The organism is Spirillospora sp. CA-294931 (assembly GCF_050946795.1).
Taxonomy (GTDB): domain Bacteria; phylum Actinomycetota; class Actinomycetes; order Streptosporangiales; family Streptosporangiaceae; genus Spirillospora.
In genome coordinates, this window is sequence record NZ_CP192006.1 from 4,134,790 (window position 1) to 4,156,421 (window position 21,632).

General features: G+C 67.1%; 16 protein-coding genes and 3 rRNA genes. 14 read left to right on the forward strand and 5 right to left on the reverse strand.

Features of this window, described 5'->3' with window-relative positions:
• The first annotated feature begins 76 nt into the window (after positions 1 to 76).
• The 4 genes from ACQPY4_RS18420 to rrf all read left to right on the forward strand — a co-directional run bounded on the left by ACQPY4_RS18420 (position 77) and on the right by rrf (position 6,533).
• The gene (locus ACQPY4_RS18420; RefSeq protein WP_433337923.1) at positions 77 to 541 is read left to right on the forward strand and encodes a MarR family winged helix-turn-helix transcriptional regulator; all 465 of its coding nucleotides are present in this window, start codon (positions 77 to 79) and stop codon (positions 539 to 541) included.
• Between the two features lie 620 nt (positions 542 to 1,161).
• Positions 1,162 to 2,680: ribosomal RNA gene (locus tag ACQPY4_RS18425) — 16S ribosomal RNA — on the forward strand.
• 446 nt (positions 2,681 to 3,126) lie between these two features.
• Positions 3,127 to 6,236 (forward strand): 23S ribosomal RNA (locus ACQPY4_RS18430).
• A 180-nt stretch (positions 6,237 to 6,416) separates the two neighbouring features.
• Positions 6,417 to 6,533 (forward strand): 5S ribosomal RNA (gene rrf / locus ACQPY4_RS18435).
• The 16S, 23S and 5S rRNA genes sit together here, the layout of an rRNA operon.
• A 694-nt stretch (positions 6,534 to 7,227) precedes the next feature.
• Here the strand turns inward: rrf and ACQPY4_RS18440 are convergent.
• Positions 7,228 to 7,788, reverse strand: a complete 561-nt coding sequence (locus ACQPY4_RS18440) for a hypothetical protein (protein ID WP_433337925.1) — start codon at positions 7,786 to 7,788, stop codon at positions 7,228 to 7,230.
• A 105-nt stretch (positions 7,789 to 7,893) separates the two neighbouring features.
• Here ACQPY4_RS18440 and ACQPY4_RS18445 point away from each other — a divergent pair, with 105 nt between their 5' ends.
• Both ACQPY4_RS18445 and ACQPY4_RS18450 read left to right on the forward strand, forming a co-directional pair.
• Positions 7,894 to 8,952 carry a hypothetical protein gene (locus ACQPY4_RS18445; protein ID WP_433337927.1) on the forward strand — a complete coding sequence of 353 codons (1,059 nt, stop codon included), beginning with the start codon at positions 7,894 to 7,896 and terminating at the stop codon, positions 8,950 to 8,952.
• Positions 8,953 to 9,228: 276 nt separating this feature from the next.
• On the forward strand, positions 9,229 to 10,194 hold the full coding sequence (locus ACQPY4_RS18450) for an alkaline phosphatase PhoX (RefSeq protein WP_433337929.1): 966 nt from the start codon (positions 9,229 to 9,231) through the stop codon (positions 10,192 to 10,194).
• Here ACQPY4_RS18450 and ACQPY4_RS18455 read toward each other — a convergent pair.
• Entirely contained in the window at positions 10,191 to 11,114 is a 924-nt protein-coding gene (locus tag ACQPY4_RS18455; protein WP_433337931.1) for an MBL fold metallo-hydrolase, read from the reverse strand. The two genes, ACQPY4_RS18450 and ACQPY4_RS18455, sit on opposite strands and share 4 nt — an antisense overlap.
• Before the next feature lie 101 nt (positions 11,115 to 11,215).
• On the opposite strand from ACQPY4_RS18455, the gene ACQPY4_RS18460 reads away from it, so the two are divergent.
• A complete protein-coding gene (locus ACQPY4_RS18460; RefSeq protein WP_433337933.1) occupies positions 11,216 to 11,605 on the forward strand; it encodes a single-stranded DNA-binding protein in 390 nt (129 codons plus the stop codon).
• Between the two features lie 490 nt (positions 11,606 to 12,095).
• On the opposite strand, the gene ACQPY4_RS18465 is transcribed toward ACQPY4_RS18460, so the two are convergent.
• The gene (locus tag ACQPY4_RS18465) at positions 12,096 to 12,500 is read right to left on the reverse strand and encodes an NUDIX hydrolase (protein ID WP_433337935.1); all 405 of its coding nucleotides are present in this window, start codon (positions 12,498 to 12,500) and stop codon (positions 12,096 to 12,098) included.
• Positions 12,497 to 13,813: a DUF1015 family protein gene (locus ACQPY4_RS18470; RefSeq protein WP_433337937.1), complete on the reverse strand. Its 1,317-nt coding sequence runs from the start codon at positions 13,811 to 13,813 to the stop codon at positions 12,497 to 12,499. The genes ACQPY4_RS18465 and ACQPY4_RS18470 overlap by 4 nt, the downstream gene beginning before the upstream one ends.
• A gap of 73 nt (positions 13,814 to 13,886) precedes the next feature.
• Here ACQPY4_RS18470 and ACQPY4_RS18475 point away from each other — a divergent pair, with 73 nt between their 5' ends.
• The 3 genes from ACQPY4_RS18475 to ACQPY4_RS18485 all read left to right on the forward strand — a co-directional run bounded on the left by ACQPY4_RS18475 (position 13,887) and on the right by ACQPY4_RS18485 (position 17,295).
• Positions 13,887 to 14,324 carry a tetratricopeptide repeat protein gene (locus tag ACQPY4_RS18475; protein ID WP_433337939.1) on the forward strand — a complete coding sequence of 146 codons (438 nt, stop codon included), beginning with the start codon at positions 13,887 to 13,889 and terminating at the stop codon, positions 14,322 to 14,324.
• A gap of 818 nt (positions 14,325 to 15,142) precedes the next feature.
• Positions 15,143 to 16,147 (forward strand): HAD-IIA family hydrolase, encoded by a 1,005-nt coding sequence (locus tag ACQPY4_RS18480; protein WP_433337941.1) that lies wholly within the window; start codon positions 15,143 to 15,145, stop codon positions 16,145 to 16,147.
• Positions 16,148 to 16,254: 107 nt separating this feature from the next.
• Complete coding sequence (locus tag ACQPY4_RS18485) at positions 16,255 to 17,295, forward strand: glycerophosphodiester phosphodiesterase family protein (RefSeq protein WP_433337943.1); 1,041 nt, start codon at positions 16,255 to 16,257, stop codon at positions 17,293 to 17,295.
• A gap of 62 nt (positions 17,296 to 17,357) precedes the next feature.
• On the opposite strand, the gene ACQPY4_RS18490 is transcribed toward ACQPY4_RS18485, so the two are convergent.
• Positions 17,358 to 17,699: an SCP2 sterol-binding domain-containing protein gene (locus tag ACQPY4_RS18490; RefSeq protein WP_433337945.1), complete on the reverse strand. Its 342-nt coding sequence runs from the start codon at positions 17,697 to 17,699 to the stop codon at positions 17,358 to 17,360.
• Between the two features lie 115 nt (positions 17,700 to 17,814).
• Between ACQPY4_RS18490 and ACQPY4_RS18495 the strand changes: the two genes are divergently transcribed.
• From ACQPY4_RS18495 to recN, 4 genes are all read left to right on the forward strand, one after another.
• Positions 17,815 to 18,024 (forward strand): hypothetical protein, encoded by a 210-nt coding sequence (locus ACQPY4_RS18495; RefSeq protein WP_433337947.1) that lies wholly within the window; start codon positions 17,815 to 17,817, stop codon positions 18,022 to 18,024.
• Positions 18,021 to 18,818, forward strand: coding sequence for a TlyA family RNA methyltransferase (locus ACQPY4_RS18500; protein ID WP_433337949.1), 798 nt, complete (start codon positions 18,021 to 18,023; stop codon positions 18,816 to 18,818). The genes ACQPY4_RS18495 and ACQPY4_RS18500 overlap by 4 nt, the downstream gene beginning before the upstream one ends.
• Positions 18,819 to 18,846: 28 nt before the next feature.
• On the forward strand, positions 18,847 to 19,857 hold the full coding sequence (locus ACQPY4_RS18505) for an NAD kinase (RefSeq protein ID WP_433337951.1): 1,011 nt from the start codon (positions 18,847 to 18,849) through the stop codon (positions 19,855 to 19,857).
• Positions 19,858 to 19,920: 63 nt separating this feature from the next.
• Complete coding sequence (recN, locus tag ACQPY4_RS18510) at positions 19,921 to 21,618, forward strand: DNA repair protein RecN (RefSeq protein WP_433337953.1); 1,698 nt, start codon at positions 19,921 to 19,923, stop codon at positions 21,616 to 21,618.
• Positions 21,619 to 21,632: the final 14 nt, after the last annotated feature.

The window sequence follows — 21,632 nt, forward strand, 5'->3', positions numbered from 1 at the left end:
TTTGCCGCACTAACGTTAGAGCTACCAACGAAGATAGATCGTTAGGGTGCCTAACGCAAGAGGTAGAGTTGGCCGCATGGAGATCCAGACCGACGCGATGCCGTCCCGACTTCGGAACCTGCCGAGCCGGTTGCTCAACCTCGGCGCCGCGCACGCGAGTCGTCTAGTGGGGGAGGCGTTGGCGAGCGCCGATGCCCGCCAGTACCACTACGCGCTGCTCGCCGCGCTGGACGAGTTCGGGGCGGCCAGCCAGTCCGCGCTGAGCGATCGGACCGGCATCTACCGGAGCGACCTGGTCTCCACCATCAACGAGCTCACCGACCGAGGTCTCGTGGAGCGGACCCCCGACCCGGACGACCGGCGACGCAACGTCGTCACGCTCACCCCGGAAGGCCGCGTCTTCCTCCATCGCCTGGACGACCTGATCGCGCGAACCCAGAAGGAGTTGCTCGCGCCGCTTTCGCCGTCCGAACGCGAGGACCTGACCCGCCTCCTGGCCCGGCTCCACGACCATCACGTGGAGGAGCGGCGGCGCGCCTGAGGTCGGCGCCGTCCCTGTGAGCAGCGCGGATGCTGTTAGCCGCGCGTTGGTTTGACGTTTCCCCGGAGAGCGTCTAGATTGCTCCCTTGTCCCCAGGAAGTTCTGGACGCCTGCATGGCGGCCGAAGCCGGGGAACCCACCGAATCAACCCAACCGACACGGTTTTCGCCGTGTCCGCTGTGCTGCGGTGGATCGGAAATGGCTCGTTTTGACAAACGCGCTGAATCTGATGAAATAGCGACACCGCCGGGAAGGTGCCACGCAAGTGGCAACGGAATGGCGGATCAGAAAGACCCGGTGAAATTGACAAGCCGGAGCGATCTGATAAAGTAAATCGAGTCGCCCCGGAGCGGGAAACGCGAAAAGCGAATCCAGCGCGGTGGGTGTCCGTTTTTTGAGAACTCAACAGCGTGTTAAAAGCCAGTGCCTTTATAGGCCAGGGCCTTCTTTGTGAGGGTCTTGGTCGCCCCGTGGCCACTGTTTCTCGTTGCGAGGGATGGTGGTGGGGATTTCTTTGAGGCAAGCTACCCCTCTATTGGAGGGGTAGCATTGTCAGGATGTTTCACTCATAGGGTTTGGCGGGTTCCGGGTTCGCCCCTGGGATTTCCGTCGTTTGGACCTTAATGGAGAGTTTGATCCTGGCTCAGGACGAACGCTGGCGGCGTGCTTAACACATGCAAGTCGAGCGGAAAGGCCCCTTCGGGGGTACTCGAGCGGCGAACGGGTGAGTAACACGTGAGCAACCTGCCCCTGACTCTGGGATAAGCCTGGGAAACTGGGTCTAATACCGGATATAACCACTGATCGCATGGTTTGGTGGTGGAAAGTTTTTCGGTTGGGGATGGGCTCGCGGCCTATCAGCTTGTTGGTGGGGTGATGGCCTACCAAGGCGACGACGGGTAACCGGCCTGAGAGGGCGACCGGTCACACTGGGACTGAGACACGGCCCAGACTCCTACGGGAGGCAGCAGTGGGGAATATTGCGCAATGGGCGGAAGCCTGACGCAGCGACGCCGCGTGGGGGATGACGGCCTTCGGGTTGTAAACCTCTTTCAGCAGGGACGAAGCTAACGTGACGGTACCTGCAGAAGAAGCGCCGGCTAACTACGTGCCAGCAGCCGCGGTAATACGTAGGGCGCAAGCGTTGTCCGGAATTATTGGGCGTAAAGAGCTCGTAGGCGGTTTGTTGCGTCCGTCGTGAAAGCCCACGGCTTAACTGTGGGTCTGCGGTGGATACGGGCAGACTAGAGGCAGGTAGGGGAGCATGGAATTCCCGGTGTAGCGGTGAAATGCGCAGATATCGGGAGGAACACCGGTGGCGAAGGCGGTGCTCTGGGCCTGTACTGACGCTGAGGAGCGAAAGCGTGGGGAGCGAACAGGATTAGATACCCTGGTAGTCCACGCCGTAAACGTTGGGCGCTAGGTGTGGGGTCCTTCCACGGATTCCGCGCCGTAGCTAACGCATTAAGCGCCCCGCCTGGGGAGTACGGTCGCAAGGCTAAAACTCAAAGGAATTGACGGGGGCCCGCACAAGCGGCGGAGCATGTTGCTTAATTCGACGCAACGCGAAGAACCTTACCAAGGCTTGACATCGCCGGAAAACCATCAGAGATGGTGGGTCCTTTTTGGGCCGGTGACAGGTGGTGCATGGCTGTCGTCAGCTCGTGTCGTGAGATGTTGGGTTAAGTCCCGCAACGAGCGCAACCCTCGTTCCATGTTGCCAGCACGTTATGGTGGGGACTCATGGGAGACCGCCGGGGTCAACTCGGAGGAAGGTGGGGATGACGTCAAGTCATCATGCCCCTTATGTCTTGGGCTGCAAACATGCTACAATGGCCGGTACAGAGGGCTGCGATACCGTAAGGTGGAGCGAATCCCTTAAAGCCGGTCTCAGTTCGGATTGGGGTCTGCAACTCGACCCCATGAAGTCGGAGTCGCTAGTAATCGCAGATCAGCAACGCTGCGGTGAATACGTTCCCGGGCCTTGTACACACCGCCCGTCACGTCACGAAAGTCGGCAACACCCGAAGCCCGTGGCCCAACCACTTGTGGGGGGAGCGGTCGAAGGTGGGGCCGGCGATTGGGACGAAGTCGTAACAAGGTAGCCGTACCGGAAGGTGCGGCTGGATCACCTCCTTTCTAAGGAGCACTAACTGGCTCGTACGCCTCCCTGGAGGGTTCGAGTCGGTGGCTGTCTTCGGTAGCGAATGTCTGCCGGGCAGCTGCTCATAGATGTGGAGCACTGGCTACTCAGCAAGTCTTCCTGTGTGACTTGGCTAGTACCGCCCCTCTTTTGGGGAGTGGGAACGGCAAGCTTGGGCGGGAGGCTGGTTGGACACGCTGTTGGGTCCTGAGGAAACGGACCCTTCAGCCCCAGATCATCACCTTGTGGGTGGTGGGTTGGGGCTGGGTTTTTTCTTCTGGATTGCGGGACCAGATTCTTGCTTCTTGGTTGGGGTGAGGTTTGGTGGGCCTGCTTGTTTTTTGAGAACTACACAGTGGACGCGAGCATCTCTGATAGAGCTCTGGACTCTCTTTTTTGGGGGTTTGGGGTTCTCTCTGCGATTTGTTTGATCGTTTTGTGTGTTCAAGTTTTTAAGGGCATACGGTGGATGCCTTGGCATCAGGAGCCGATGAAGGACGTGGGAGCCTGCGATATGCCTCGGGGAGTCGGCAACCAGACTTTGATCCGGGGATTTCCGAATGGGGAAACCTGGCACTCGTCATGGGGTGTCGCCGCCGTCTGAATGTATAGGGCGGTTGGTGGGAACGCGGGGAAGTGAAACATCTCAGTACCCGCAGGAAGAGAAAACAATTGTGATTCCGTGAGTAGTGGTGAGCGAAAGCGGAGGAGCCTAAACCGTGCGCGTGTGATACCTGGTAGGGGTTGCGTGTGCGGGGTTGTGGGACCACCTGGCTAGATCTACCAGTCTGGCAGGAAGTTATAAAGTGACGTGATAGTTGAACGGCTTGGGATGGCCGACCGTAGACGGTGAGAGTCCGGTAGACGAAATTGCGTTGCCTTTCTGGTGTGTTCCCGAGTAGCACGGGGCCCGTGAAATCCCGTGTGAATCTGCCACGACCACGTGGTAAGGCTGAATACTTCCTGATGACCGATAGCGGACCAGTACCGTGAGGGAAAGGTGAAAAGTGCCCCGGTGAGGGGTCGTGAAATAGTACCTGAAACCGTGTGCCTACAAGCCGTCAGAGCCTCCTACAAGGACACTTGTGTTTTTGTTTGGTGATGGCGTGCCTTTTGAAGAATGAGCCTGCGAGTTATGGTGTGTGGCGAGGTTAACCGGTGTCGGGTAGCCGTAGCGAAAGCGAGTCTGAATAGGGCGTTTTAGTCGCATGCTGTAGACCCGAAGCGGGGTGATCTAGCCATGGGCAGGGTGAAGCGCCGGTAAGACGGTGTGGAGGCCCGAACCCACCAGGGTTGAAAACCTGGGGGATGACCTGTGGTTAGGGGTGAAAGGCCAATCAAACTCCGTGATAGCTGGTTCTCCCCGAAATGCATTTAGGTGCAGCGTTGCGTGTTTCTTGCCGGAGGTAGAGCTACTGGATGGCTAATGGGCCCTACAAGGTTACTGACGTCAGCCAAACTCCGAATGCCGGTAAGTGAGAGCGTGGCAGTGAGACTGCGGGGGATAAGCTTCGTAGTCGAGAGGGAAACAGCCCAGATCATCGGCTAAGGCCCCTAAGCGTGTGCTAAGTGGTAAAGGATGTGGAGTTGCCGTGACAACCAGGAGGTTGGCTTAGAAGCAGCCATCCTTGAAAGAGTGCGTAATAGCTCACTGGTCAAGTGATTCCGCGCCGACAATGTAGCGGGGCTCAAGCACACCGCCGAAGCCGTGGCACTCCAACTTGTTGGGGTGGGTAGGGGAGCGTCCTGCAGCCGGTGAAGCCGCCGAGTGATCGAGTGGTGGAGGCTGTGGGAGTGAGAATGCAGGCATGAGTAGCGAATCACACGTGAGAAACGTGTGCGCCGGATGACCAAGGGTTCCTGGGGCAGGCTAATCCGCCCAGGGTAAGTCGGGACCTAAGGCGAGGCCGACAGGCGTAGTCGATGGACAACGGGTTGATATTCCCGTACCCGCTGGTATGCGCCAACGCTGAACCCTCTGATGCTAACCACCCGAACTCTGCTGTGGGTCTTCGGACCTGTGGTGGGGGGAGCGTGGGGCCCGAGGGGGTAGTAGGTGAGCGATGGGGTGACGCAGGAGGGTAGCTCAGCCCAGGCGATGGTTGTCCTGGGGTAAGCCTGTAGCCCGCACCATAGGTAAATCCGTGGTGCGCGAAGGGTGAGAGGTGATGCCGAGCCGTTTTAGGTGAAGTGAGTGATCCCATGCTGCCGAGAAAAGCCTCTAGTGAGTGTACCGGCGGCCCGTACCCCAAACCGACTCAGGTGGTCAGGTAGAGAATACCAAGGCGATCGGGTGAACTGTGGTTAAGGAACTCGGCAAATTGCCCCCGTAACTTTGGGAGAAGGGGGACCACGCCCGGTGAAAGCACGTTTGCTGCTGGAGCTGGGTGGGGTCGCAGAGGCCAGGGGGAAGCGACTGTTTACTAAAAACACAGGTCCGTGCGAAGTCGTAAGACGCGGTATACGGACTGACGCCTGCCCGGTGCCGGAACGTTAAGAGGACCGGTTAGACCCTTTTGGGGGTCGAGGCTGAGAATCTAAGCGCCGGTAAACGGCGGTGGTAACTATAACCATCCTAAGGTAGCGAAATTCCTTGTCGGGTAAGTTCCGACCTGCACGAATGGCGTAACGACTTCCCCGCTGTCTCAACCACAGGCCCGGCGAAATTGCAGTACGAGTAAAGATGCTCGTTTCGCGCAGCAGGACGGAAAGACCCCGGGACCTTCACTATAGCTTGGCATTGGCGTTTGGAGCGTCTTGTGTAGGATAGGTGGGAGACTGTGAAACTCAGACGCCAGTTTGGGTGGAGTCGTTGGTGAAATACCACTCTGGTCGTTTTGAGCGTCTAACCCGCACCCGTGGATCCGGGTGGGGGACAGTGCCTGGTGGGTAGTTTAACTGGGGCGGTTGCCTCCCAAAGAGTAACGGAGGCGCCCAAAGGTTCCCTCAGCCTGGTTGGCAATCAGGTGGCGAGTGCAAGGGCACAAGGGAGCTTGACTGTGAGACCGACAGGTCGAGCAGGTGCGAAAGCAGGGCCTAGTGATCCGGCACCGGCGTGTGGAAGCGGTGTCGCTCAACGGCTAAAAGGTACCCCGGGGATAACAGGCTGATCTTCCCCAAGAGTCCATATCGACGGGATGGTTTGGCACCTCGATGTCGGCTCGTCGCATCCTGGGGCTGGAGTAGGTCCCAAGGGTTGGGCTGTTCGCCCATTAAAGCGGCACGCGAGCTGGGTTTAGAACGTCGCGAGACAGTTCGGTCCCTATCCGCTGCGCGCGTAGGAGAATTGAGAGGGTCTGTCCCTAGTACGAGAGGACCGGGACGGACGAACCTCTGGTGTGCCAGTTGTCCCGCCAGGGGCACGGCTGGTTGGCTACGTTCGGTCGGGATAACCGCTGAAAGCATCTAAGCGGGAAGCCTTCCTCAAGATGAGTTCTCCCACCCCTTTGTGGGTGTAAGGCCCCCAAGAGACGATTGGGTTGATAGGCCAGAAATGGAAGCGCCGTGAGGTGTGGAGTTGACTGGTACTAATAGGCCGAGTGGCTTGAACACACTGAACGTTCAAACCAATCGCAGAGTGTGTGTCCTGTTTTGAGCGTGTTCGCGTCCCTGTGTGGTTCCCAGAAAACAAACGGGAACCGTGAATTTGATAATTAGATATGTCTGAGCCCGAGTTGCTTGGACGACAAGCTTCCAACACGCCACTATTCGTGGTGGGTGTTGGGTTGGTCGTTCGGTGGTTTTGGCGAGGGGGAAACACCCGGTCCCATCCCGAACCCGGAAGTTAAGCCCTTCAGCGCCGATGGTACTGCACGGGAGACTGTGTGGGAGAGTAGGACACCGCCGGACATATTCTGGATCGAGGGTCGCCCCGTTCGCGGGGCGGCCCTCGAGTCATGTCTTGGACCTGCCAAACTGAACGGGAAGGTCCACAGCCACCGAGAACAGTGACGGAAACGTGATGAGCGCGGACGACGACGGCCGGAGCGACGAAGGCCGCGAGCGGCGGGGTAAGGACGGGGGGCGTGGTACGCCACCCCGTCGCGGAGGCAACCCCCAGGGCGGCCGGGGAGGTGTCGGCCCGCGCAAGCCGGGCGGTCCTCGCTCCGGCGGCCCTCAGGGCGCTCGTGGCGGCCCCGGTGGCGAGTCCCGCGGCAAGGGGCGGCCGGGGGACCGTTCGTCCTCCAGCGGTCGCTCAGGGAGCGGTGCGCCGTGGAAGGGCGGCCAGGGCAAGCCGGGCGAGCGTGACGATCGCCGTCCCAGCCGGCCGTTCAAGCGTTCCGACGACCGTCGCCCACAATCAGGCGAAGGCCGCTCCCAGGAGCGCTATGGCGCGCCGCGCGGGAGTGGTGGCTCGGGCGAGCGTCCCTTCAAGGGGCAGGGCCAAGGCCGTCCGCAGGACCGCAAGTTTCAAGGACGCCCCCAAGATCGTGACGACCGGGCCAATCGGGGAGAGCGTCGTCCGGGCGCCTTCCGTGAGCAAGGCTCCGGTGGCGGCGGCCGCTTCGAAGGCAATCGTGGTCCCGGGGGACCGCGCCAGGGCTCAGGGGAGCGGCGCTTCGAAGGCAACCGTGGCCCCGGAGGCCCCCGCCAGGGTTCGGGTGGACGTCGCTTCGACGACAACCGTGGCGAAGGCCGCGGTCGTCCCGCTGGCCCGCGTCCCGAGCGCGAGTCCGGTGGAGAACGGCGCTTCGAGGGCAACCGTGGCCGTCCGGGGGGTTCGCGTCCCGAGCGTGACTCTGGTGGTGCTGGACGCCGTTTCGAGGGCAACCGTGGCGAGAACCGTGGCCGTTCTGAGCGTCCCGCGGGTGGCGGCGGCCGCTATGAGGGCAACCGTGGCCGTCCTGCGGGGCCTCGCCCCGAGCGCGACTCCACTGGAGGACGTCGCTTCGAAGGGAACCGCAGCGGCGAGGGCCGACGCTTTGAAGGCAATCGCAGTGGCGGCGGCCGTCCCAGCGGCTCGCGTCCTGAACGTGACTCCGGTGGACGTCGCTTCGAGGGGAACCGCGGTGGCGGTCGTCCCGAAGGCCAGAGGAGTCAGGGTTCCGGTGGCCGTCGCTTTGACGGGGGCCGTGACAAGAACACTTCCGGGAGGCGTCCCCAAGAGGGTGGCCGCTCCTACGGTCCGCCCAGGGAACGGGGACGCTACCCGTCCGACGAGCGCGAGCGTCCGGCGCCCAAGCACGACGACCCGATCCTGCCGGACGATGTGACCGGCGAGGAACTGGACGCGGACGCACGCGCGGAGCTGCGCACGCTTCCGAAGGACCTCGCGACCCGGGTGGCGCGCCACCTCGTGATGGCAGGTCGCCTTTCCGACGAAGACGCGGAAGCTTCCTACAAACACGCCCGCGCCGCTCGAAGGCTCGCGTCCCGTGTAGGCATTGTCCGGGAGGCCGCAGGGCTCGCCGCGTATTACGCCGGTGAATGGTCCGAGGCCCTCGCGGAGCTGCGGGCCGCCCGCCGCCTCAGCGCGAGCGAGGACGCCTACCTGCCGATCATGGCCGACTGCGAACGCGGTCTAGGCCGCCCCGAGCGCGCGCTTGACCTGGTCAAGTCGCCCGAGGCCAAGAAGCTGGACCAGGAGGGGAAGATCGAACTCCGCCTGGTCGAGTCGGGAGCACGGCGCGACCTTGGCCAGTTCGACGCGGCCCTCGTCACCCTCCAGATTCCCGAACTCCGCGACAGGCGGCTGCGCCCCTGGTCGGCGCGGCTGTTCTACGCCTACGCGGACGCGCTGGCCGACGCGGGCCGTGGGCCCGAGGCCGTCGACTGGTTCGCCCGAGCCGCCGCGGCCGACCGCGACGGCGAGACCGACGCGGCCGAGCGCTACGCCGAGCTAGAGGGCCTGGAGATCTTCGACACCGAAGCGGGCGAAGAGCCGGTCACCGACGGAACCGTCCATACAGACCCAACCGATTCCCTCGCGACCAGCACCCAGCCCGAGGCCGACCCCCAAGCCGAGCCCGAGCCCGCGGACGCGCTCGTCCCCGAGTCTGGAAGCGACCTCCAGCCCGCCCCTGAGGCCGAGCCCGCTCCGGAGCCCGAAGCCGAGCTTGACATCGAAGCCGAGGACGAGGACGAGGCGACCGAGGACGAGCCGGAACCGGAAGCTGACGAGGCGGCGACGCCCCCGGGGATCGTCCCGGCAACGGACATCGCTTTCAAACCCGCTCCAATGCCGGAAACAGAAGACGACGTCCCCGGAGACGAGGGTGTCGCGGAGGCACCAGCGATCTTCTTGGAGCCCACCGACGAGGACGACTGACGCGGTCTTGACGGGCGTGGCGTTTCACAGGATATTCACCTGACCGTGCAGGCCGGGGGTTGACTGAGGAGCGCCATGCCCGCCCTAGACCGACGTACATTCCTTCGTGCATCCGTAGTGGCCGGCGGTACGGGCGCCCTTTCCGGAGCCCTTTGGCAGCAGGCGTTCGGTGACCCGGCCCAACCAGGTCCAAGCCCCTACGGCCCGCTGCTCCCCGCCGACGGAAACGGCCTGCAACTGCCTCAGGGCTTCACAGGACGCGTCGTCGCCAGATCCATGCAACGTGTGGAAGGCACGCGCTACACCTGGCACGCGGCCCCAGACGGAGGCGCCTGCTTCCCCACAGCCACCGGCTGGACCTACGTCAGCAATTCCGAGGTGCCGATCGTAGGAGGCGCCTCGGCCATCGGGTTCGACGCCACAGGAAAGGTCACTTCGGCCTACCGAATCCTGAACGGCACCACACTCAACTGCGCAGGCGGCGCCACTCCTTGGGGCACCTGGCTTTCCTGCGAGGAACACGACCTGGGCCTCGTACACGAGACAGACCCCACCGGCGCCACCTCCGCCCGCTCGCGTTCCGCGATGGGACGCTTCAAGCACGAGGCCGCCGCCTGTGACCCGGTGCGCAAGGTCGTCTACCTCACCGAAGACCAGTCCGACGGCTGCTTCTACCGATTCACGCCGTTCACCTGGGGAGACCTCTCCAAGGGAACCCTGGATGTGCTCCTGGGTTCAGGCACCGGCCCCGTGCGCTGGGCCCGCGTCCCAAACCCAGAGGTCTGGCTGACTCCCACCCGCAATCAAGTAACGGGAGCCATGCGCTTCGACGGCGGCGAAGGCTGTTACTACACCAACAACATCTGCTACTTCACCACCAAGGGCGACAACCGTGTCTGGGCCTACGACGCGGCGTCCGCAACGCTCGACCTCGCCTATGACGACGACCTCGTCACCGGAGGCACACCCCCTCTCACCGGAGTCGACAACATCACCGGCACCGCCACCGGCGACCTCTACGTCGCCGAGGACGGGGGCAATATGGAGATCAACATCATCACGTCCAACGGAATCGTGGCACCGTTCCTGCGCGTCCTCGGCCATGACAAGTCCGAGATCACGGGTCCCGCCTTCTCGCCAGACGGGAGCCGCCTCTATTTCTCGTCCCAGCGAGGCAAGAGCGGCTTCATCGGGGGCACGGACGGCCACACCTACGAGGTCACAGGACCGTTCCGCCGCTAGCGTCCCTGATCCAGGGAGTGCATGATGCCGGCGACGTTGGCTTCCGCCCCGCTCAGCACCTCGTACTTGGCGGCGAGCTCCGGATCCTTGTTGACCGCGTACCGCTCCAGAGTCCGCTCGCGCACCATGGCCACCGCGTGGTCCAGATCGAGGCTCTGGTCCCGAGCGTCCCGGACCGTGTCCACCCAGATCCGAAGCTCCTCGGCAGAACGCAGCAACGTGTCGTCGACCTCGTCCACGGGGCCGTAGTGGGCGAACAGCAACCGCTGTGGCCCCAGCGCACGGAACTTGTCCAAGGACCGCAGCGTCAACTCCAGGTCGAAGTCCGGTGGCGGCGTCGCGGGCCGGACGTCCGCCGTCTCGGGGATGTAGAGCCCCGCCGCGTCCCCTACGTACAAGTCCCCGGTCTGGGAATCCACGAGCCCCACATGATGCTTCGCGTGCCCGGGGGAGTGGTGCGACTCCAAACGGCGTCCCCCACCAAGGTCGATCACCCCGCTCTCCTCAACTGAACGGATCCGCGAGGCTTCCGTCGGCTTCAACTCCCCGAAGAGCACATCGAGCTTGTCCCCGTAAACCATCCGCGCGCTACGCATGAGCCGCTCGGGGGACGCCAGATGCCGCGCCCCCTTCTCATGGACGACGACCTCAGCGTCCGGATAGAGCTCGGCGATATCCCCGACCCCGCCCGCATGGTCGAGGTGAATGTGCGTCACGACCACCGTCGCAAGATCAGAGGGCCCGATCCCCAGCTCGCTGAGCGCCTGCCGCACCACCGGCACAGACCCCGCCGTCCCCGGCTCCACCAGGCACGGACGATCCGAAAGGATCAGGTAACCAGCGGTGATCCCCGAATACCCGGCCATCCGGGTGTCGATCTCGTAGACGTCCCCGCCCAACGGGGTGATCGAAGATTCCATGGACTGATCATCGCCCCCTGGCGGCCGGTTATCCACAGTTTCGCGCGCCGCTTCCGAACCGCTCGTGACCGCGCCATCGTGGAGCGCGAAAGGAGCGAACGATGCACACCAACGCAGTGACCCTCTGCGGCCGACTGGCCGAAGACCCGTCCACCCGCGCCCTCCCCACAGGCGGCGAGGTCGTCTCCTGGCGCCTGATAGTCGACCGCCCCAACCACCGAGGCCGCCGAGTGGTCGACACCATCACCTGCGCCGCCTTCGACCCCCAAGTCCGCGCCCAAACAACAACCTGGCGCAAAGGCGACCTCATAGAAGCCCAGGGCGCCCTACGCCGCCGCTTCTGGAACAGCGACGAACTAAGAATCGGCCGCTACGAAGTAGAAGTCCACAAAGCCACCCTCCAAGCCATCCCCCTACAACCCACCCCACCACCCACCCCCCAAACCTCCCACCCAGAACCAACCCCACCTCCCCAACCAACCCCGCACTAAGCCCGACACCCACCCGCCGAAGAAACCCCTCAACTCCCCAAAAACCACCCCCCCGATCACCCCTCACAGAAACCACGCAATCACCAGCACCAATTCACCCCGACCACCCACCAAACCAACCCCGCGCCGTACCCTGTCCGCGCCGCCGACAGGCCGCGCCACCGACGGGCCGCGCTGCCGACGGGCCGCGCCGCCGACGGGCCGCGCCGCCGACGGGCCGCGCCGTACACGGGCCGCGCCGCCGACGGGCCGCGCCGTACACGGGCCGCGCCGCCGACGGGCCGCGCCGCCGACGGGCCGCGCCGCCGACGGGCCGTATGGCGCGGAGCCTGGGGCGGGGTGGTGTGGGTGTGTGTTTCGGAGTTGCGTGGCTTGGTTCGGGTGTGTGGGGTCGTGGGTGCGGCGGAGTCAAGGCTGTGAGGGCCGTGGGCTGTGGTGTGCCTGGAGGGTTGCGGAGGGGGTGAGGGCGCCTCGTGGTTGGTTGATCGGGTTAGGTCGTGAGTTCGCCCTGCTGGTGGAGGTCGTCGAAGATGAGTTGGTCGACCGGTGCGACGCGGGGGCGGTCGGCGTAAGTCAGCCAGATGACTTCTTCGATTTCGTGGCTGGGGGCGAGGGTGCCCGTGTAGGCGGCGGTGTAGCAGGTCATTCGGACCGTGATTCCGGCTGCGTGGCCGTGGGCCTGGGCTTCCCAGGTGCCCTTGTACGTGGCCGTGGCGGGGTCGATGGTCACGGTGAGTTCTTCCTCGATCTCGCGGCAGAGGGTGTCGAGGTCGGTCTCGCCGGGTTCTCGTTTGCCGCCGGGCAGGTAGTAGGCGTCCTTGCCTCGCGAGCGGGTGCTGAGGATGCGGCCGTTCTCGAGGTGGATCCAGGCCACCTTGTCGATGAACGCGGTCATGAGCGCTCGTCCAGGAGACGGAGGACGAGACCTGTGCGGGGCTTCGGGCCGAAGGAGGTCGATTTTCGTGGGACGCGTTCGCCCTCGTTGGCCACAGCCAGGACGTCCTCGACCTTCAAGGGGTTGAGGATGACGGCGGTGCCTCCGGCGCGGCGGGCGCGGTCGATCGCGGCGGCGGGGTCGTCGTGGACGACCTCGACGCTGTGCTCGTTCTCGGGGACGTCCCACAGGTGCTCGATCAGCAGGCGGTCGAGGACGGCCGTGTCGAGGCGGCGCCAGAGAGGGGAGTGCTCCTCGGGCATGGCCTGGTCGAGGCGTTGCTCGTCGGGATCGGTGAGGAGGTGCAAGCGGTCACCGCCGCCCAGCAGGAACGCCGGGCCGGAGGCGCTGGTGAGGGCGGCCAGGGCCTCCGGGAGCGATTTGCCGAGATCGGTGACGCGGAACACGCTTCGCGCAGCCTCGACCGCCGCCGCGGGTGCGAGCCCCGGGAGGACCCGGTGGATCGCCCCCAGGTGAGGCGGGTATTGCGTCGAATCGACCAGCAGCGCGAGGCCGAAGTCGAACGCGCCGGAGTCATGACGGGCCTGGAGGGCACGGTAGGTCGCGTAGCGGTGGTGCCCGTCGGCGATCAGGGCCTGGCGAGGGGCGAGGTCAGTGGCGATCCTGGCGTGGGCCTCGGGGTCGGTGATGCGCCAAAGGCGGTGGGTGAGGCCGTCGTCCGCGTGGAACTCGGTGTGGGGCTCCGCGCCGGTGGCCGTCTCGTCCACGATGCGCACGGCCTCACCGCCTCCCTCGTAGACGAGGAAGATCGGCTCAAGGTTGGCCTGCATGGTTTCCATCAGCGCCAGCCGACCGCGCACCGGCCCCGGGTAGACGTTCTCGTGGGGCAGCACCACGCCGTCCGCCTCGGCACGCAGCCCCAGGGCACCGATCAGGCCGCGCTGGCGGACCGTCCCGTTCTCGGACGCCTCGTACACATAGAGGGCCGGGTCGGGGTCGCTGACGAGCGCTCCCTCGTCCAACCAGCGGTTCAGCGTGGCGCCCGCCTCCGCGGTGGTGTCCGGAAGGATCAGCCGGACGATGTTGTGCCGGTCGCTCGCCTTCAGCCGCCGCACCTCGGCGTCGTCGATCAGGTCGTACGGCGGAGAGGTGACGGACGCCAGGTCGCCCACGACACCCGGATCGAATCTCACCCCCCTGAACGGGGCCAATTCGAGGCCGGCGCCCGAGCGCGGCTCAGAGATGCCGAAGATCCAGGCACTGAACTGTTCCGGATCCAGCCCGGAGGGGAGGTCGTCTTCCACCGTGGGCATGCTAATCACCGAGGGCGGTCCGGCGCACCGTTGGGTACGGTCGAAAGGGATCACGGTCCGAGGGGAGGTCCACATGAGTGTTCAAGGGCCGGGACGGCCAGACGATTCCCCGGGCGGTGATCCGTACCCCGCCGGCCCGGGCGGCGGGGTGTACGAATGGTACGTACGGGGCCTGGAACTACTCAGGGCCGGCAGCGCCGCAGCGGCAGTGCAGTTGCTGACCCGCGCCGCCGAGGCAGAGCCCTCGTCCCGCAGTATCCGCGAGGCTCTGGCACGCGCCCAGTTCGGCGCCCGCCGCTTCGACGAGGCCGCCGACAACTTCCGCGCGATCGTCGAGGACGACCCCGCCGAGGACTACGCCCTGTTCGGCCTGGGCCTCTCCCTCACGAGAATGGGCGACTTCGAAGGAGCCGTCGAACACCTGGCCTTGGCCGCGGCCATGCGTCCCGAAAACCAGGACTACGCCAAGGCCCTCCGCCACGCCCGAGCCACCCTGGAATCCCGCCGCTGACCCACCCACACATTCACCACCGGCACCACCACCCCCTAGAAACATTCCCCGCATCAAATACCGCCATTGCGTTCGCTCGACGCGCGCATCGCTTCCGCCTGTTTGGGCGTCTCGTGTGCGCGGGTCGTCTTGTGGGCAGGTCGGCGCGGACGTGTGGCTCCTGGTTGGCAAATTGTGGGGTTGCCTTCGTGGGCGAGCCAGTCCCTTGCGAATTGGCCGCACCAGAGCGTCCGCTCGGCGCGTAGTCGTCCGCCCGGGCGAGGTGCTGGGGCGGTGGGCTCCGGGGCGCCGGATGTTCAACCCCTATGGTCCGGCCGAGTCGATCGTCGACGCCACGCTGTGGCGGTGCGACCCGGCCCCGGCCGAGGGGGCGATCGGCCGCCCGGTGGCCGACACGTGTGGTGTTCGTGGCCCGGCTGCGCTCCTGCGCCGCTTGCGCATCGCCTGCTGTTGGCCGCCTCCGCTGTGTGTCGGCTTCGTGTGTGCGTTGGCTCGGTCGTGTGCCTGCCCGTGCGTTGGCGCTTGCCGGAATGTCGGTTCCGTTGTGGTGCCGTTCGCCACGCGCGTTTGCCCTGCCTGTCCGGCTGGTGGGTGCGGGAGTTGCGTACGCGCGCTAGGTCCGTACGCGGCGCGCTTATGCGGTCACAAGCGGGCAGGCGCGTGCGCACGTGGGGTGCGTTTGAGGTTCGGCATTGAGGGTGGTTTTGGTGTTTGCGGTTAGGGGTTTGAGGGCCTGGTTTGTGGGTTTGGGGTGGGGTTTTTGGAGGGTGGGGGCGGCTTCGGGGGGTGGGGTGGGTGGGGGCTTACGATCTGGGGTCATGGTGGGGAATGGGTTGGCGCTTTGTGAGGCTTATGACGTCGCGTTGCTTGACCTGGACGGGGTGGTGTACGTCGGGCATCGGCCCGTTGGGCGGGCGGCGGAGTCGTTGGAGAAGGCCCGGGCCGCTGGACAGCGGTTGGCGTTCGTCACGAACAATGCTTCTCGGACGCCGTCTTCGGTGGCCGCGCTGCTGACTGAGGTGGGGGTTCCCGCTTCGGCAGAGGACGTCGTCACGTCGGCTCAGGCGGCGGCGACGTTGTTGAGCGAGCGGCTGTCCCCGGGGGCCAAGGTGCTTGTGGTCGGGGGGATGGGGCTTCGGAGCGCGCTTTATGCGCGGGGGCTTCGGCCGGTCTCGACGGCGGCCGAGGGGCCGGACGCGGTGGTGCAGGGTTACGATCCGCGGCTTTCCTATGGGCTGATCGCCGAGGGGGCCAAGGCGGTTCGGCGGGGCGCGCTGTTCGTGGGGTCGAATGGGGATCTCACCATCCCGGGGGGCGATGGGCCGCCGCAGCCTGGGAACGGGGCTCTGCTTCAGGTCATCCGGGCCGCTACGGGGGTCGAGCCGATCGTCACGGGCAAGCCCGAGCGGCCGCTGCATCATGAGTCGATCGTGCGCACGGGGGCCGAGAAGCCGCTGGTGGTGGGGGACCGGCTCGATACCGATATCGAGGGTGCCTACAACGGGGGCGCGGACAGTCTGCTGGTGTTTACCGGGGTGACCGACCCGATGGGGGCGCTGACGGCGCCGGTTCATCAGCGGCCGACCTATCTGGCGGCCGACCTCACGGGTTTGCTGGTGCCGCATCCCGAGGTGCGCGTTGAGGGCGGGCGTTTCGCGTGTGAGGGGTGGACGGCTCGGTGGGAGGGCGGCGAGGTCGTCCTGGACGGGGACGGCGACCCGTATTGGGGCCTGCGTGCTCTGGCGGCGGCCGCCTGGCGCTCGGAGGCGGTCGCCGAGCGTGATGCGGTGGCCACGGCCCTGGGACGGCTCGACCTCGGTTAACCCCGTCTTTTCGGGTGGGGGTCACTGGATGTTGGGGCTGGGCTCACCTGGGGGTCTGAGCGTGTTCGGCGGGCCTGAAAGGCGGGCCTGAGTCGGAAGGGACGCGTATGAGCATGCGGCGCCGCACGATCGTGGCGGCCACAGTGACCGGGGTGCTGGCCGGAGGGGTGGTCCCGGCGGAGGCTGCGGGACGGGCCTTCGACCTTCAGGCGCATCGGGGCGGGCTCGGGCTGGTGGTGGAGAGCACGCTGCCCGCGTTCGCGAACGCTTTGGAGCTCGGGGTGAGCACGCTTGAGCTGGACGTGCAGATCACCGAGGAGGGGCAGGCGGTCGTCACGCACGACCGGAGGATCAACCCCCGCAAGTGCAAGGACACCGCGCCGGTGACTCCCGGGGACGCGGAGTTCCCGTATGCCGGGAAGTACGTCAACACGTTGACGCTCAAGCAGGTCCGGACGATGGACTGCGGGACGCAGACGCTGTCGGAATACCCCGGGCAGAAGGCCGCCCCCGGGGCGAAGATGCCGCTGCTGCGGGAGGTGTTCGGGCTCGTCCACCGGTATCGCGCATACGGGGTGAAGCTGAACATCGAGACCAAGGTCGAGGCGGGGGCGCCGAGCGAGACGGCTCCGCGGGAGCAGTTCGTCCAGGTGACGGCCAAGGAGATCCGGCGGGCGCGGATGCGGCGGCAGGTGACCATCCAGAGCTTCGACTGGGGCGCGCTGATGCGGATGCGCCAGGTCGACCGGAAACTGCCGCTGGTGGCCCTGACCAATTACGACTTCCTGCAGACCGGGCAGCCGGGGCGGTCGCCGTGGCTGGGCGGGATCGACATCGACGACTTCGGCGGCGACCCGCTGAAGGCCGTCAAGTCCTTCGGGGCGGACGCGTTCTCGCCGGTCCACGGGTTCCCGCAGGGCGGCAAGATCACCGACCCGGACTACCGGCCGTACGTCACCAAGGACATGGTCCGGCGCGCGCACCGGATGGGTCTGAAGGTCGTTCCCTGGACGATCGACGACAAGGCCACGATGGCCAAGCTCATCGACGACGGGGTGGACGGGATCATCACCGACTACCCCGATCGCCTGCGCGAGCTGATGGCCGAGCGAAATTTCAAGCTGCCCAGGAAATATCGGGCGCGCTAGAGCGTTGGGTCAGTTGGGAGAGTCTCGCCCGGTGGGGGGTGGGACTCTCCCTTCGTCTTGTCTCACAGGAGTTTGCGGAGCCGCAGGAGGTCGAAGATGCTGGCCTCGATCTTGAGGCGGCCGGAGGCCCAGGCCCGGGCGGGGTTCAGGTCGTCGTCGGCGAGGGCGACCAGGTCGTCGCTGGCGACGGTGAGGCGCACCTGGGCGCCCTTGGGGTCGTCGGTGGGCTCGAACGGGTCGAGGCCGCCCGCGTGGATGCGGGTGCGGAAGGCCAGCTTGAGGTCGGGGACCCGGCAGCTGATCGTGCGTTCGACGACGTGCTCGGCCAGGCGCTCGGCGTCCACCTCGGCGAGGCGGCCGGCGATGCGGTCGAGCGCGGCTCGGCACTCCTGCTCGTTCGCCATGGTCAGGCCGTTCCCCGTTCGGTCGCCAACGATGTCGTCATGGGACGGTAGCGTTCAGGCTTAGCCGGAGGCGACTCGTGGCGCGGAGAGCGGGCCATTCTTGGAGGGAATCGTGATGTCGGACGGCGAGCTCGTGCGTGAGGCGGGTGATCGGCGGGTCGACGCCGCGCTGGAGCGGCTCGGGGAGCTCGCCGGGGCGCCGGTCAGCCGGCATGTGGAGATCTTCGAGGACGTCCACCAGCGGTTGCAGGAGCTGCTGGCCTCGGCCGACACCCAGGAGGACGAGGCGCCGGTCCCGGGCCCCCGGCCCGGCGGGTGGTCATGACACGGCGGCGCCTGGACGCCGAGCTGGTGCGGCGCGGGCTCGCGCGTTCGCGGGAGCACGCGTCCCAGCTGATCGCCGAGGGCCGGGTGAAGGCGGGCGGGCAGGTCGCGGGAAAGGCGGCCACGCAGGTCGAGACCGGGTCGGCGATCGTGGTGCAGGATGCCGAGGCGGGCCCCGAGTACGTCTCGCGCGGCGGGCACAAGCTCGCCGGGGCGCTGGACGCGTTCACCGGGCTTGAGGTCGCCGGGCGGCGGTGCCTGGACGCGGGGGCGTCCACCGGGGGCTTCACCGACGTGCTGCTTCGCCGGGGCGCGGCCCATGTCGACGCCGTCGACGTGGGATACGGGCAGATCGCGTGGTCGCTGCGCACCGACGAGCGCGTCACCGTGATCGAGCGGGTCAACGTGCGCGAGCTGACCCCCGCGATGCTCGAAGGCGCGCCCGGGCTGGTCGTGGGCGATCTTTCGTTCATCTCGCTGCGGCTTGTGCTGGGGCCGCTGCGGGCCTGCGCCGACGCGGAGGCCGACTACGCGATGATGGTGAAACCGCAGTTCGAGGTGGGTAAGGAGCGCGTCGGGGCCGGTGGGGTGGTCCGCGAGCCCGAGCTGCGCGCCGAGGCCGTGCGGGGCGTCGCCGATCACGCCGCGGCGCTCGGGCTGGGGGTGCGGGGGGTCACGGCCAGCCCGCTGCCCGGTCCTTCGGGCAACGTGGAGTACTTCCTGTGGTTGCGGGCGGGGGCGCCGCCCCTTGACGAGGCGGGGCTGGCCAAGGCCATCGCCGAGGGCCCGCGATGAACCGACCTTCGGAGAGCGGGGCGTGGTCATGACCGACAGAGCCGTGCTGGTCGTTGCGCACACCGGGAGGCCGGAGGCGGTGCGCAGCGCCCATCTGGTCATCGAGCGGCTCAGCCAGGCGGGCATCGCCGTCCGGGTCCTGGAGGACGAGGCCGGCGAGATCGGCTGCGACGACGTCGAGGTGCGCCCGAGCGGGCCCGAGGCGGCGCGCGACGCCGAGGTGGTCATGGTCCTCGGGGGCGACGGGACGCTGCTGCGCGCCGCCGACCTGGCCCGTCCGGCCGGGACGCCGCTGCTGGGCGTCAACCTCGGGCACGTGGGGTTCCTGGCCGAGGCCGAGCGCGAAGACCTCACCGCGACCGTCGACCGCGTGGTGACGCGCCGGTACGACGTCGAGGAGCGGATGACCATCGACGTGGTGGTCCGCCGCAACGGCTCGGTCACGGGCACGACCTGGGCGCTGAACGAGGCGACGGTCGAGAAGGCCGAGCGCGAGCGGATGCTGGAGGTCGTCGCCGAGATCGACGGGCGCCCGCTGTCGAACTGGGGCTGCGACGGCGTGGTGTGCGCCACGCCGACGGGGTCGACGGCCTACGCGTTCTCAGCGGGAGGCCCGGTGGTGTGGCCGGAGGTGGAGGCGATGCTGGTCGTCCCGATCAGCGCGCACGCGCTGTTCGCGCGGCCGCTGGTCGTCTCGCCCCGGTCCGTGGTGGCGATCGAGGTCCTGCCCGGAACGCCGCGCGCGGTGCTGTGGTGCGACGGACGCCGGACGCTCGACCTGCCCCCGGGAGCCCGGGTCGAGGTCAGGCGGGGCGAGCACCCCGTGCGGCTCGCCCGGCTCCATCTGACGCCGTTCACCGACCGGCTGGTCACCAAGTTCGGCCTTCCGGTGACCGGATGGCGCGGCAGGGCCCGCCAGGTGCGGGCGCAGAACCTGCAGGTCGGGGGCGTCGCGCAGCCGAACGGGCAGCCGGTGCCACCGGCCCCCGAGGCCGACGGCGCTCCGGGCGGCGAGGCCGAGAGCGGTCAGGGGCGATAATCTCCCAGCGAGGCTGCGAAAGCGGGATCAGTTGTGCGAGGGGTTGTGACGCTGGTGCGTCCGATGGTCGATGAGGTGCGAATCCAGGGCCTCGGGGTGATCGACGAGGCCGTGCTCGATCTGTCCCCGGGGTTCAACGTCGTCACCGGCGAGACCGGCGCGGGCAAGACCATGGTGGTCACGAGCCTGGGCCTGCTGTTCGGCGGCCGGGCCGACCCGCAGCGGGTGCGGCCGGGCGCCGACCGCGCCAACATCGAAGGGCGGCTGGTCGTCGACCCCGGCGGACGGGTGGTCGAGCGGGTCGAGGAGGCCGGCGGCGAACTCGACGACGGCGTCCTGATCGTCACCCGGTCGGTGTCGGCCGAGGGCAGGTCCCGGGCCTTCCTGGGCGGACGCGCCGTCCCGGTGAGCCTGCTGATCAACCTGGCCGACGACCTGGTCGCGGTGCACGGCCAGTCCGACCAGCAGCGGCTGCTCCAGGCCGGACGCCAGCGCGGCGCCCTCGACCGTTACGCGGGCAACGCGCTGACCAAGCCCCTGCGCGCCTACACCGCCGCCTACCAGCGGCACCGCCAGGTCAGCGCGCTGCTGGAGGAGCTGACGACCCGCTCCCGGGAGCGTTCCCAGGAGGCCGAGCTGCTCAGGTTCGGCCTTGAGGAGATCGAGAAGGTCGACCCCAAGCCGGGTGAGGACGTCGAGCTGGCCGCCGAGGAGGAGCGCCTCGGCCACGCCGACGCGCTGCGCGGCGCCGCGACGTCCTCGCACGAGGCGCTGCTGGGCGATCCGGCCGCCGCGTTCGAGGCCGCCAACGTGGTGAGCCTGCTCGGGACGGCCCGCAACGCCCTCGACGCCGTCCGCGACCACGACCCCGCGCTGGCGGGCCTGGCCGACCGGCTGGCCGAGGCCGGGTACCTGGTCTCCGATGTCGGCACCGAGCTGGCCGCCTATGCCGAGTCGATCGAGGCCGATCCGGGGCGGCTGGCCATCGTCCAGGAGCGGCGCGCCGAGCTGACCGCGCTGATCCGCAAGCACGGCGTGGCGGTCGACGACGTCCTGGCGTGGGCGCGCGACTCCGCGGCCCGGCTGGGCGAGCTGCAGGGCGACGACGGCCGCATCGAGGAGCTCCGGGCCGAGCAGGCCGAGCTCAGCGAGCGGCTGGCGGCCGAGGCGGCCGAGCTGACGGCGGTGCGCACCCGCGCGTCCGAGCGGTTCTCGGCCGCCGTCACCGAGGAGCTGACCGCGCTGGCCATGCCGCACGCGCGGGTCCACGTCACCGTGACCCCGACGGGCGAATACGGCCCGCACGGCGTCGACGAGGTCGAGGTGCGGCTCGCGCCGCATCCCGGGTCGCCGCCGCTCCCGCTGCACAAGGGCGCGTCCGGTGGTGAGCTCTCCCGGGTGATGCTGGCGATCGAGGTGGTGTTCGCCGGGGCCGACCCCGTCCCGACGTTCGTCTTCGACGAGGTCGACGCGGGCGTGGGCGGCAAGGCGGCCGTCGAGATCGGACGGCGGCTGGCCCGGCTGGCCCGCAACGCCCAGGTCATCGTGGTCACCCACCTGCCCCAGGTGGCGGCCTTCGCCGACCAGCACCTGCTGGTGGAGAAGTCCGACGACGGCACCGTCACGCGCAGCGGCGTCACCGCGCTCGACCGGGAGGGACGCGTCCGCGAGCTGTCGCGGATGCTGGCCGGGCTGGAGGATTCCGAGCTCGGACGCGCCCACGCCGAGGAGCTGCTGCAGCTGGCCTCCGAGGAGCGCTGACCCGAGGCTTCGCC